We start from the raw sequence: 12,618 nt of genomic DNA on the forward strand, positions 1-12,618 counted from the left end.
TCTCAGACAGATGTCTGAAGGATCGGGCGGTCTGCGCGAGAATGGAGGAGTGAAAGGCGACTACCAGGAACCGGTGGACGAGATCTCGGCGCTGCTCGGCGCCCCCGCGACCCTGGAGAACCGGGATTTCGAGCTGATCGCCTTCGGCGCGCACGACGGCGGCGACGGCAGCGGATTCGACGCGACCGTCCTCGACCCGGTCAGGACCCGCTCGATCCTGACCCGCCGCTCCACGGCCGAGGTCCGCACCTGGTTCGAGGGCTTCGGCATCACCCGCGCCACGGGCCCCGTCCGCATCCCGCCCACCCCGGAGGCGGGCGTCCTGCGGGGCCGGATCTGCCTGCCGGTGCGCCATCGCGGCTTCGCCCTCGGATACGTGTGGCTGCTCGACGACGAGCCTGGGCCCAGCGACCGGCAGCTCGCCGCCGCCATGGAGGTGGCCGCGCGGATCGGCGCGCTCCTGGCCGACGAGGCGCAGGCGGGCACCGATCTGACCAGGGAGTTCCGCGCGGTCCTTACGGCCGAGCGCGGCTGGCAGCGGGACATGGCGGTGGCCGCCCTGCGCACGGCTCTGGGCCCACGCGCGGAGAACCTGCACGCCGTGGTCTGCGTGGCCCCCTGGCCGTCCGCCGACCCCGAGGAGACCCCGGCGGCGCGCACGGTGACCGGAGCGGCGGCCGTCTGCACCGTGCCGTGGGGCACGTCGGGCCAGTCCCTCGCGGCGCTTGTCCGGCTGCGCTCAGCCGACGCGCTGTCCCCCGCGCGCACCGCGGCGTCGCGCCTGGTGGAGACCGCGCGGGGCGCGTCAGGGAACGCGGCAGCGGGCATCGCCGGCGCCCGGCACGGCCTGGAGGATCTGGGCGCGGCCTGGTGGGAGGCGTCCGGGGCGGCGCGCGCCGCGCTCGCCGAGCGCCGGTTCGCCCCGGTGGCGCAGTGGTCGGACGTGGGCCCTTACCGGCTGCTCACCGCCCTGCCGCCGGAGGCCGCGCACGACCCGGTGGGCGGCCAGCTCCTCAGCCCCGCCCACCGCGAACTCGCCCGCACCGCCGAGGTGTTCCTCGACTGCGCGGGCCAAGCGGGCCGCACGGCAGCGGAGTTGCGCATCCACCGCCAGACGCTCTACTACCGGCTCTCGCGCGTGGAACAGCTCACCGGGCTCGATCTGGACGACGGCGAGGACCGGCTGTTGCTGCACATGATCCTGAAGTCGTCACGACTGTAAGTGCCGGGTAACGAACGACTACTGGCCGGTCCGGCCCGATCTCGCGGTAGTAAGTTCTTCCCGAACGAACATGCACCATTCGAACGGGAGACCAACAACCTCATGAAGTTCAGGAAGTTCGCCGCCGGCGCCGTCGCCGTCTCGGCCCTCGCCCTCGGCACCACCGCCCTCACCACGAGCACCGCGGCCGCCGCCACGAAGCCCGACTGCTCCCGTGGCCTCACCAACGTCCCCGCCAAGGAGACGGTGAAGGTGCGCAAGACCACGAAGGTGAGCGGCACCGCCGTCGGCCAGATCAACAAGGGCCGCAAGGCGTTCCTCTGCAACGACGGCAAGTCCTTCAAGGGCCAGACGTACACGCTCTGCGGCAAGAAGAGCAACGAGTGGCTGTACGTCGACCCGTACGACGGCAACTTCAAGGGCTACGTCCCGCGCACCTGCATGAAGTGGTAGTCAGCCGCCTCGGGCACCTCGGGCCCATGGGGTGGTGAGTGACCGCCCCGTCACGACCGCGGGGGGCCCAAACCCCCCCCCCCCCCCCCCCTCCTCTCCCCCCCCCCCCCCCCCCCCCCCCCCCCCCCCCCCCCCCCCCCCCCCCCCCCCCCCCCGCTCCCGTCTCCTCAGGCATCCTCGCCCCGCATCCGCTCCATCGCGCGCCGCAGCCCCTGGGTCAACTGCTCGGCGGTCGTGGCCGATTCGGGGTCGAAGAGCCACTGCACCATCAGGCCGTTGAGCAGCGTCGCGTAGAGACGCCCCTCGCTCTCGACGACGTCGTCCGGGATGAGACTCTCGTCGATTCCCGTGATCAAGGCGGCGAGGCCGCTGCGCCCTTCACCCTGCGCCTTGGCCAGCAGTTCGCGGATGCCCGCCAGCCGCTCGCCCTGTGTGATGACCTCCAGCGTCAGCATCCAGATGGGGCGCGACTCGGGGACGGAACGGAGGATGCTCGTCCACACCTCCTGGAAGCGATCGAGGCCGCCCTTCCCGGCGTCCCCTTCCTCCCGCGAGGCCGCGAAGCCATCCCCCGTCACCTCGATGAGCGCGACGTACGCCTCGACGAGCAGGGCGTCCTTGGACCCGTAGTGGTAGCCGATGGACGCCAGGTTCGTCCCCGACTCCTTCACGATGTCGCGGGCCGTCGTACGGACGAAGCCCTTCTCCAGGAGGCAGCGCTTGGCGCCTTCGAGCAGATCTTCGCGGTGTCCCATGCCGGCCAGACTAAGCGCCGTCGAAGGGACGGGCTGGAGTCACCCAGCGCTGACGCGGGGATGTCCAGCCCGTCCGGTACTAGTCGGTCAGGTTGACCGCGCGAGCGGACTCCGCACCGATCTCCTCGGCCAGCTCGTTGAGCACGCTCTGCGGCACCGTGTCGTCGACGGTGAGCACGGCGAGCGCCTCCCCGCCCACGTCGGCACGGGCGACCTGCATGCCGCCGATGTTGATGCCCGCCTCGCCGAGGACGCGGCCGACGGTGCCGACGACGCCGGGCCGGTCCGCGTACCGCAGGACGACCATGTGCTCGGCGAGCGCCAGGTCCACGTCGTACTCGCCGATGGCGACGATCTTCTGGAGGTGCTTGGGGCCGGCCAGCGTGCCGGAGACCGCGATCTCCTCGCCGCCGGAGAGCGTGCCGCGCACGGTGACCACATTACGGTGGTCGGGCGACTCGGAGCTGGTCGTGAGGCGGACCTCGACGCCGCGCTCCTGGGCGAAGAGAGGCGCGTTCACGTACGACACGGTCTCGTCGACGACGTCCTCGAAGACGCCCTTGAGCGCGGAGAGCTCGAGCACCTTCACGTCGTGCTGGGTGATCTCGCCGTACACCTCGACGTCGAGGCGGGCCGCGACCTCGCTCGCGAGAGCGGTGAAGATGCGGCCGAGCTTCTCGGCGAGCGGCAGGCCGGGACGGACGTCCTCGGCGATGACGCCGCCCTGGACGTTCACCGCGTCCGGCACGAGCTCACCGGCGAGGGCGAGGCGCACCGACTTGGCGACGGAGACGCCCGCCTTCTCCTGCGCCTCGTCCGTGGAGGCGCCGAGGTGCGGGGTGCAGACGACCTGGTCGAACTGGAAGAGCGGGGAGTCCGTGCAGGGCTCCTTCGCGTACACGTCGAGGCCGGCGCCCGCGACGCGGCCCTCCTTCAGCGCCGAGTACAGCGCCTCCTCGTCGACGATGCCGCCGCGCGCGGCGTTGACGATGCGGACGGTCGGCTTGACCTTGTGCAGCGCCTCGTCGCCGATGAGGCCGAGCGTCTCGGGGGTCTTCGGGAGGTGCACGGTGATGAAGTCGGAGACTTCGAGCAGCTCGTCGAGCGAGAGGACCTTCACGCCCATCTGGGCGGCGCGCGCGGGCTGCACGTAGGGGTCGTAGGCGACGACCTTCATGCCGAAGGCGCTCATGCGCTGGGCCACGAGGGCACCGATGCGGCCGAGGCCCACGACGCCGAGGGTCTTCTCGGCGAGCTCGACACCGGTGTACTTGGAGCGCTTCCACTCGCCGTTCTTCAGCGCCTGGCTGCCCTGGGGGATGTTGCGCGCGGTGGCGATGAGCAGGCCACAGGCGAGCTCGGCCGCGGTGACGATGTTCGACGTGGGGGCGTTGACGACCATCACGCCGGCCTTGGTGGCGGCGGAGACGTCGACATTGTCGAGGCCCACGCCCGCGCGGGCGACGACCTTCAGCTTCTTGGCGGCGGCGATGGCCTCGGCGTCGACCTTGGTCGCGGAGCGGACCAGGATCGCGTCGACGTCGGCGATCGCGGGCAGCAGCTCGGCCCGGTCCGCGCCGTTGCACTGGCGGATCTCGAAGTCCGGGCCCAGGGCGTCGACGGTCGCGGGCGACAGCTCTTCAGCGATGAGTACGACGGGTTTGCCGGTGGCAGCAGTGCTCACGTGAGTCCTCACAGATCCAGGCGGACGGCCGTCCCGACGGCCGCAGGCGGTGGAGGGTGCTTGCCGCGTGGAAGACGCACGACGCTGTGGGCCCGACGCGAATGTTGAACAGAAGTGTAGTGGCGCGGCATGGATCAGCATGCGCCTCTACGGAAGGATCACCCGTCCGTGGCTGGACGTGGTGGACAACGCCGGGGGGAATCAGCCCCTCCGGCATCGGAGAAGCGGGGTCCGGGGCGAAGCCGCGAGGGCGGCGCCCCGGACCCGGGGTGCCTAGTGCCTAGTCCTCGTCGTTGACCCAGGACATGAGCTTGCGGAGCTCCTTGCCCGTGGTCTCCAGGAGGTGGTTCTCGTCCTGCGTCTTGTACTCGTTGTACTTCTTCAGACCGCCGTGGTACTCGTCCATCCACTGCTGGGCGAACGTGCCGTCCTGGATCTCCGTGAGGACCTTCTTCATCTCGGCCTTGGTGGCGTCCGTGATGATCCGCGGGCCGGTGATGTAGTCGCCCCACTCGGCGGTCTCGGAGACCGACCAGCGCATCTTCTCCAGGCCGCCCTCGTACATGAGGTCCACGATCAGCTTCAGCTCGTGGAGGCACTCGAAGTACGCGATCTCCGGCTGGTAGCCCGCCTCGGTCAGCGTCTCGAAGCCCGCCTTGACCAGCGCGGCGGTGCCGCCGCAGAGCACGGCCTGCTCGCCGAAGAGGTCGGTCTCGGTCTCCTCGGTGAAGGTCGTCTTGATGACGCCCGCACGCGTGCCGCCGATGCCCTTGGCGTACGAGAGCGCCAGCGGGAAGCCGTTGCCGGTGGCGTCCTGCTCGACGGCCGCGATGCACGGGACGCCGCGGCCCTCCTCGTACTGGCGGCGGACGAGGTGGCCCGGGCCCTTCGGGGCGACCATGCAGACGTCGACGCCCTCGGGGGCCTTGATGAAGCCGAAGCGGATGTTCAGGCCGTGGCCGAAGAACAGGGCGTCGCCGTCCTTGAGGTTGTCCTTGATGGACTCCTCGTAGACCTGGGCCTGGATCGGGTCCGGGACGAGGATCATGATGACGTCGGCCTCGGCGGCCGCCTCGGACGGGGTGACGACCCGCAGGCCCTGCTCCTCGGCCTTGGCCTTGGACTTGGAGCCCTCGTGCAGACCCACGCGGACGTCGACACCCGAGTCACGGAGCGACAGCGCGTGGGCGTGGCCCTGGCTGCCGTAACCGATGACCGCGACCTTGCGGCCCTGGATGATGGACAGGTCTGCGTCGTCGTCGTAGAACAGCTCGGCCACTGGGAATCTCCTATGTGTGCTGGTGTTGCGTCCCACCGTACGGCGGGTTCAGTGAGGGAAGGGCTCGGGTCTCGGCATCCGAGAGGGGGTGCCGGGGACCCGGGTCAGGCGCTGCGGTCGAGCGCCCGCAGACTGCGGTCGGTGATGGAGCGGGAGCCGCGGCCGATCGCGATGGTGCCGGACTGCACGAGCTCCTTGATGCCGAAGGGCTCCAGCATCTTGAGCATGGCCTCCAGCTTGTCGCTGCTGCCGGTGGCCTCGATGGTGACGGCCTCCGGGGAGACGTCCACGGTCTTGGCCCGGAAGAGCTGGACGATCTCGACGATCTGGGAGCGGGTCTCGTTGTCGGCGCGGACCTTCGCGAGGACGAGCTCGCGGGCGACGGCGGCGTCCGGCTCCAGTTCGACGATCTTCAGGACGTTGACGAGCTTGTTGAGCTGTTTGGTGACCTGTTCGAGCGGGAGTTCCTCGACGTTCACGACGATGGTGATGCGCGAGATGTCGGGGTGCTCGGTGACGCCCACGGCGAGCGAGTCGATGTTGAAGCCGCGGCGCGAGAACAGGGCGGCGATCCGGGCGAGGATTCCGGGGGTGTTCTCGACCAGGACGGAGAGCGTGTGCTTGGTGGACATGACTCTTGGTCTCTCTTTCGCTCTCGGTCTCAGTCGTCTTCGTTGTCGCCGAAGTCGGGGCGGACGCCCCGGGCGGCCATGACCTCGTCGTTCGAGGTGCCCGCGGCGACCATCGGCCAGACCTGGGCGTCCTCGTGGACGATGAAGTCGACGACGACGGGCCGGTCGTTGATGGCGTTGGCCTCGGCGATGACCTTGTCCAGGTCCTCGGGGCGCTCGCAGCGCAGCGCCACGCAGCCCATGGCCTCCGACAGCTTGACGAAGTCCGGGACGCGGGTGCCCTTGTTGGGGCCGATGTCCTCGGGGCCGCTGTGCAGGACGGTGTTGGAGTAACGCTGGTTGTAGAACAGCGTCTGCCACTGGCGGACCATCCCGAGGGCGCCGTTGTTGATGATGGCGACCTTGATCGGGATGTTGTTCAGGGCGCAGGTGGTGAGCTCCTGATTGGTCATCTGGAAGCAGCCGTCGCCGTCGATCGCCCAGACCGTGCGGTCGGGCCGGCCGGCCTTGGCGCCCATCGCGGCCGGGACCGCGTAGCCCATCGTTCCTGCGCCGCCGGAGTTGAGCCAGGTGGCGGGCGTGTCGTACTCGATGAAGTGCGCGGCCCACATCTGGTGCTGGCCGACGCCCGCGGCGAAGATCGTGCCCTCCGGGGCGAGTTGCCCGACGCGCTCGATGACGTGCTGCGGGGAGAGCGAACCGTCCTCGGGCTGGGTGTAGCCGAGGGGGTAGGTGTCGCGCCAGCGGTTGAGGTCGGCCCACCAGGCGGTGTAGTCGCCCGTGTGGCCCTCGGTGTGCTCGGCCTGGACGGCCTGGACCAGGTCGGCGATGACCTCGCGGGCGTCACCGACGATCGGCACGTCGGCGGCGCGGTTCTTGCCGATCTCGGCGGGGTCGACGTCGGCGTGCACGATCTTCGCGTACGGGGCGAAGCTGTCCAGCTTGCCGGTGACGCGGTCGTCGAAGCGGGCTCCGAGGGCGACGATCAGGTCGGCCTTCTGCAGCGCGGTGACGGCGGTGACCGCACCGTGCATGCCCGGCATTCCCACGTGCAGCGGGTGGCTGTCGGGGAACGCGCCGAGCGCCATCAGGGTGGTGGTGACCGGCGCTCCGGTGAGCTCCGCGAGGACCTTCAGCTCGGCGGTGGCGTGGGCCTTCAGGACGCCGCCGCCGACGTAGAGCACCGGCCGCTTGGCGGCGGTGATCAGCTTGGCGGCCTCGCGGATCTGCTTGGCGTGCGGCTTGGTGACCGGGCGGTAGCCGGCCAGCTCCAGCTGCGGCGGCCAGGAGAACGTCGTCTTCGCCTGGAGGGCGTCCTTGGCGATGTCCACGAGGACGGGGCCCGGGCGGCCCGTCGAGGCGATGTGGAAGGCCTCGGCGATGGTGCGCGGGATGTCCTCGGCCTTGGTGACCAGGAAGTTGTGCTTGGTGATCGGCATCGTGATGCCGACGATGTCCGCCTCCTGGAAGGCGTCGGTGCCGATGGCCTTGGAGGCCACCTGGCCGGTGATCGCGACCAGCGGGACGGAGTCCATGTGGGCGTCGGCGATCGGTGTGACCAGGTTGGTGGCGCCGGGGCCGCTCGTCGCCATGCAGACGCCGACCTTGCCGGTGGCCTGCGCGTAACCGGTGGCCGCGTGGCCCGCGCCCTGCTCGTGCCTGACCAGGATGTGACGGACGCGGGTGGAGTCCATCATCGGGTCGTACGCGGGAAGGATGGCGCCGCCGGGAATTCCGAATACCGTGTCGGCCCCGACTTCCTCGAGAGAACGAATGAGGGACTTCGCACCCGTGACGTGCTCGACGGGCGTCGACTGCTGTCCTGAGGATCGGGGCCGCGGCTGCGGATGGTGGGCCCCGGTGGCCTGCTCGGTCATCGGCATTCTCTTCTCGAAGCTGAGGGTTTTTGCGGGGGTTTAGCAGGGGTTCGGCAGGTGCCGGTGCAACAAAAAACCCCTCGTGCCGTGAGGCAAGCGAGGGGAGCGCGTCGGTTGCGGTCGCTGGGGTCCGGTGTTCGGACCGGTCCGTCCCAGCTTCAGCCGACGCGCTTTCCAAGTACGAGAATTCGGGTGCGCATGGCATTGACCCTCCCCCCGGCACGCAGTGCCTGTCAAGTAGGTGGGACGCGGGTCTCATCATGTGAACGCGCATAGGGCAGAGCGGTGGTCATGAGGGGCCCCGTGGAGCCCCCCGCGTACGTCTGCACGCCACTCCCGGCGAACGTCTGCGCGGGCAGGCCCGCGAGGACGGGCTCCGCCGCACCGCGCGGCACCGGGTACTCCCCGAGCGCGAGCGCCCTGCGCAGCCGGTACTCGTCCAGCGGTCCGGAGAACGCCACGCCCTGCCCGTGCGTGCAGCCCATCTCGCGCAGGGCCGTCACCTGCTCGGGCAGGTCCACGCCGTCGGCCACGGAGAACAGCCCGAGGTCGCCCGCTATGCGCAGCAGCCCCGAGGTGATCTTGTACGCCCGTGCGGACTCGACGACGCCCTCGATCAGGCCGCGGTCCAGCTTCAGGATGTCGACGGGCAGCCGGCGCAGCGCCGTGATCGCCGCGGGGCCGCTGCCGAAGCCGTCGAGCGCGATGCGTACGCCGAGCCTGCGCAGGGCGGTGAGGCGGCGCTCCAGGTCGTCGAAGGGGACCCGCGGGTCGTTCTCCGCGAGCTCGATGATGAGCGCGCCCGAGGGCAGGCCGTGCCGGGTCAGGAGCGCCTCGACGGAGCCGAGGGGCATGGAGCGGTCCAGGAGCCTGCGCGCGCTCATCCGTACGGTGACGGGGACCGCGTGGCCGCTGCGGCCCCGCTCGGCGGCCTGCTCGACGGCCTTCTCCAGGGTCCAGCGGGCGAGCTCGGCCGCGCGGTCGCTCTCCCTGGTGTCCCGGCCGCCGCCCCTGCCGTCCCCGGCCTTGGTGGCCCGCAGGAACTCGGCGGGGGTGTAGAGGATGCCCTGGGCCGAGCGCCAGCGGGGCTGTGCGGCGACCGCGGTGATCCGGCCGTCGTCGAGGGCGACGACGGGCTGGTGGAGCAGCGCGAACTCGCCGTCGTGCAGGGCGGCGCGCAGCCGGGTGGCCTGCTCCGCCTTGCGGGCCACGTCGGCCTGCATCTGCGGGGCGTAGAGCTCCACGCGGCCCTTGCCCGCGGCCTTGGCGCGGTACATCGCGAGGTCGGCGTTGCGCAGGAGCTCGCCCGCGCCGATGCCCGGCTCGGCGAACGCCACGCCGATGGACGCCGCGACGCGCACGTCATTGCCGTCGATGGCGTAGGGCTGGGAAAGGGTGATTCTCAGCCGGTCGGCGAGCTCGTGGATGTGCCGTTCCCTCGCGGCCTGGTCCCTGGTCCCGTCGCCGACGATGAGGGCCGCGAACTCATCGCCGCCGAGCCGGGACGCGGTGTCGCTCGAACGCACCGCCTCCTGAAGTCTGCGCGCGGCCTGGATGAGCAGCTCGTCCCCGGCCTGGTGGCCGATGGTGTCGTTGACCGCCTTGAAGCCGTCGAGGTCGATGAAGAGCACGGCCGTGCCGCGGTCGGTCACTCTGCGGCCGGTCAGCGCCTGGCTCACCCGCCGGGTGAACAGGGCGCGGTTGGGCAGGTCGGTGAGCGGGTCGTGCTCGGCGTTGTGCTGCAACTGGGCCTGGAGCCGCACCCGTTCGGTGACGTCCCTGCTGTTGAAGATGAGGCCGCCCTGGTGGCGGTTGACGGTGGACTCGACGTTGAGCCAGTCGCCGTTGCCGGATCTGAAGCGGCACTCGATGCGGGTGGTCGGCTCCTCGACCGGGTGCGCGGCGAGGAACCTGCGCACCTCGTGCACGACCCGTCCGAGGTCCTCGGGGTGCATCAGCGTGGCGAGCTCGCGGCCCACCAGCTCGTCGGCGTCCCGGCCGTAGACCCCGGCGGCGGCCGGGCTCACGTAGTGCAGGATGCCGTTGGGCGTGGCGATCATGATGACGTCGCTGGAGCCCTGGACCAGGGAGCGGAAGTGGTTCTCCTTCTGGGCCAGCTCCTGGGTGAGCGTGATGTTGTCCAGGAGCATGATGCCCTGGCGGACGACGAGGGCGAGCACGACGGTGCCCGCGGTGAAGAGCACGACCCGGTCGACGCGGTGGCCGTTCAGCACGTTGTAGAGAATCCCCAGCGTGCAGACCGCGGCGGCGAGGTACGGCGTGAGGGCGGCGAGCGATCCGGCGATCGGGCGCGTGCCGGACGCCTTCGGCTCCTCGGGCCCGCTGTCGTACTCCTCGGGCTCGTGGTCCTGCCCGGCCTGCCCGCGCATGTTCCAGGGGGCGGCCCAGGGCGCGTACGCGAGGAGGAGGGAGCCCGCGAACCAGCCGGCGTCCAGCATCTGGCCCGAGCGGTAGCTCGCGTGCAGTAGGGGCGAGGTGAACAGGGCGTCGCACATCACCGTCACCGCGAGCGCGCCGATCGCGGTGTTCACCGCGGTGCGGTGCGCCGAAGAGCGTCTGAAGTGCAGCGCGAGGACCATGCTGACCAGCGCGATGTCGAGCAGGGGGTAGGCGAGCGAGAGCGCGGCGTGCGCGACGCTCTGGCCCTCGAACTGCGCGGTGTGCGCGAGGGCCAGGCTCCAGGCGATGGTGAGGAGCGAGCCGCCGATCAGCCAGGAGTCGAGGGCGAGGCAGGTCCAGCCCGCCCGGGTCACCGGGCGCTTGGCGAGCACGAGCAGGCCGATGATGGCGGGCGGCGCGAAGCAGAGGAAGAACATGTCGGCGAGGCCGGGGCTCGGCACGTCCCGGTCGAGCACGACTTCGTACCACCCCCAGACGGCGTTCCCGGCGGCGGCCATCGCGGAGGAGAGCGCGAAGAGGAGCCATGCGGGTCGAAAGCGGCTGCGGCGGGTGCGGGAGTACCGGAAGCAGGAGACCGCGGCCACCGCCGCCGCGACGCTCAGTCCGAAGTCGCCCATGATCAGGGCCAGTCGCCCGGAACCCCAGCCGACGGCGGAGCCCGCGGCATACCCCCCGCAGAGGAGGAGCAGGAGCACCTGGGAGACGAAGCCGCGGCCGCCCGGCAGGGGGCGGCGCAGGAACGGCGTCCTCGGGGGCGGCGGCGCCGCCGCGAGCCCTTCGTCGAGGACGGCGGTGGAGCCCGGGGGGGTGCTCACCGCGCCGCCCTGGTCGGGGCCGCCCCCGTGCCCGGCCGGTCCGTCCGACAGTTGTACCGGCACGGACGCGGCGCGGTCCTGCGGCGTCCGCTCGCGCGGGCACCGTCCCACTCGCGGCTGTGTCCACGGGTCCGCCGGCCGCGTCCACGGGTCTGCGCGCCCGAGAGTCGGCGGCGACTGTCCCGCCACGCCGGATCGTCCGCCCATAGGCCATACATCGCCCGTCGCCCCCCTCGGTCTGCTCTTCATCCCCGGCGCCGAACAGGTCCACGGCGCCTCCCCAGTCGGGACGATACACCAGGATCGTCACTCAGGGACATAGTCCCTCTACGCTCCGTGACTATGCTCGACGAAGTGGACACACGTCGCACACATATGAGTGCGGAGCGTGTACGTGACGGGTGTCCGGTCAACCGCCCATGGTGCGCACGACGTTGTCGACCGGCTCTCCGGCGGCGAACTTCGTCAGCTGCGCGGCCAGCAGCCGGTGGGCCCGCGGCAGGAAGGCGGACGTAGGACCTCCCACATGCGGGGTGATGAGCACTCCGGGGGCCTGCCACAGGGGGTGACCTGCGGGAAGCGGTTCCGGATCGGTCACGTCCAGTGCGGCGGTGAGGCGCCCGGACTCCAGCTCGGCGATGAGCGCCTTGGTGTCGACGACGGGCCCGCGGGCGATGTTGACGAGCAGCGCGCCGTCCTTCATGCGGGCCAGGAAACCGGCGCCCACGAGACCTCGGGTGTCCTCGGTGAGCGGCGTCGCGATGATCACCAGGTCCGCCTCGGGCAGCAGGGAAGGCAGGTCGGTGAGCGGGTGCACGGGGCCGCGCTCCGAGGCACGCGCAGAGCGCGCGACGCGCGCCACCCGCGCGCACTCGAAGGGGATGAGCCGGTCCTCGATGGCGGCGCCGATCGCCCCGTAGCCCACTATGAGCACGGACTTGTCGGCGAGCGCCGCGTTGAACCCCGTACGCCACTCCTGTACGCGCTGGCCCTCGAAGAACTTCGGGAAGCCGCGCAGCGACGCCAGGATCAGGGCCAGGGTCAGCTCGGCGGTGCTCGCCTCGTGCACGCCGCGCGCGTTGCAAAGCCGCACGCCGGGGCGCAGGAATTGCAGCCCCTGGTCCATCTGGTCGACCCCCGCCGACAGCGTCTGCACGACGCGTACGGACGGCATCTCGGGCAGCGGGCGCACGGCGATCTCGGGGCCCCGCAGATAGGGCACCACGTAGAACGCGCAGTCGGCCGGGTCCGCGGGGAACTCCTGGCCGCCGTCCCAGAAGCGGTAGGTGAGGCCGGCCTCGGACGCCTCGGGCAGCCCCGGGATCTCGTGCGCCGGGAACGGAAGCCATACATCAGTCGTCATGCTCAGGAGGCTAATGCGCCGCTGCCGTCCACGGCCCGCGGGGAGGCAGCGCTCCGGCCTCGGAGCGCAGCGGCTAGTTTGGGTGATCTTCGACGTGGAGCGGGAGGTCACGGCCAG

9 protein-coding genes are annotated in these 12,618 nt (G+C 71.0%); 2 read left to right on the forward strand and 7 right to left on the reverse strand.

Features of this window, described 5'->3' with window-relative positions:
- Positions 1 to 10 precede the first annotated feature (10 nt).
- Positions 11 to 1,222 (forward strand): PucR family transcriptional regulator, encoded by a 1,212-nt coding sequence (locus tag ACZ6JY_RS27085; protein WP_469199752.1) that lies wholly within the window; start codon positions 11 to 13, stop codon positions 1,220 to 1,222.
- Between the two features lie 102 nt (positions 1,223 to 1,324).
- Positions 1,325 to 1,675: a hypothetical protein gene (locus ACZ6JY_RS27090; RefSeq protein ID WP_469199754.1), complete on the forward strand. Its 351-nt coding sequence runs from the start codon at positions 1,325 to 1,327 to the stop codon at positions 1,673 to 1,675.
- A gap of 167 nt (positions 1,676 to 1,842) precedes the next feature.
- Here the strand turns inward: ACZ6JY_RS27090 and ACZ6JY_RS27095 are convergent, their stop codons facing one another.
- The 7 genes from ACZ6JY_RS27095 to ACZ6JY_RS27125 form a co-directional block, all read right to left on the reverse strand.
- Positions 1,843 to 2,430: a TetR/AcrR family transcriptional regulator gene (locus ACZ6JY_RS27095; RefSeq protein WP_469199756.1), complete on the reverse strand. Its 588-nt coding sequence runs from the start codon at positions 2,428 to 2,430 to the stop codon at positions 1,843 to 1,845.
- Between the two features lie 79 nt (positions 2,431 to 2,509).
- The gene (serA, locus tag ACZ6JY_RS27100; protein WP_469199758.1) at positions 2,510 to 4,114 is read right to left on the reverse strand and encodes a phosphoglycerate dehydrogenase; all 1,605 of its coding nucleotides are present in this window, start codon (positions 4,112 to 4,114) and stop codon (positions 2,510 to 2,512) included.
- 280 nt (positions 4,115 to 4,394) lie between these two features.
- Complete coding sequence (ilvC, locus tag ACZ6JY_RS27105) at positions 4,395 to 5,393, reverse strand: ketol-acid reductoisomerase (protein WP_447040170.1); 999 nt, start codon at positions 5,391 to 5,393, stop codon at positions 4,395 to 4,397.
- Positions 5,394 to 5,497: 104 nt separating this feature from the next.
- On the reverse strand, positions 5,498 to 6,025 hold the full coding sequence (gene ilvN / locus ACZ6JY_RS27110) for an acetolactate synthase small subunit (RefSeq protein WP_062771275.1): 528 nt from the start codon (positions 6,023 to 6,025) through the stop codon (positions 5,498 to 5,500).
- 29 nt (positions 6,026 to 6,054) lie between these two features.
- Entirely contained in the window at positions 6,055 to 7,902 is a 1,848-nt protein-coding gene (locus ACZ6JY_RS27115) for an acetolactate synthase large subunit (protein WP_469199761.1), read from the reverse strand.
- 233 nt (positions 7,903 to 8,135) lie between these two features.
- Positions 8,136 to 11,138, reverse strand: a complete 3,003-nt coding sequence (locus ACZ6JY_RS27120; protein WP_469199763.1) for a putative bifunctional diguanylate cyclase/phosphodiesterase — start codon at positions 11,136 to 11,138, stop codon at positions 8,136 to 8,138.
- A 409-nt stretch (positions 11,139 to 11,547) separates the two neighbouring features.
- Positions 11,548 to 12,501 carry a 2-hydroxyacid dehydrogenase gene (locus ACZ6JY_RS27125; protein ID WP_469199765.1) on the reverse strand — a complete coding sequence of 318 codons (954 nt, stop codon included), beginning with the start codon at positions 12,499 to 12,501 and terminating at the stop codon, positions 11,548 to 11,550.
- Positions 12,502 to 12,618: the final 117 nt, after the last annotated feature.

The organism is Streptomyces sp. NPDC046335 (genome assembly GCF_055587985.1).

Excerpts from the sequence above, each read along its gene's own strand:
- ACZ6JY_RS27085 (WP_469199752.1), top strand. The coding sequence starts at position 11 with ATGTCTGAAGGATCGGGCGGTCTGCGCGAGAATGGAGGAGTGAAAGGC.
- ACZ6JY_RS27090 (WP_469199754.1), top strand. The coding sequence starts at position 1,325 with ATGAAGTTCAGGAAGTTCGCCGCCGGCGCCGTCGCCGTCTCGGCCCTC.
- ACZ6JY_RS27095 (WP_469199756.1), bottom strand. The coding sequence starts at position 2,430 with ATGGGACACCGCGAAGATCTGCTCGAAGGCGCCAAGCGCTGCCTCCTG.
- ilvN (WP_062771275.1), bottom strand. The coding sequence starts at position 6,025 with ATGTCCACCAAGCACACGCTCTCCGTCCTGGTCGAGAACACCCCCGGA.
- ACZ6JY_RS27115 (WP_469199761.1), bottom strand. The coding sequence starts at position 7,902 with ATGACCGAGCAGGCCACCGGGGCCCACCATCCGCAGCCGCGGCCCCGA.
- ACZ6JY_RS27125 (WP_469199765.1), bottom strand. The coding sequence starts at position 12,501 with ATGACGACTGATGTATGGCTTCCGTTCCCGGCGCACGAGATCCCGGGG.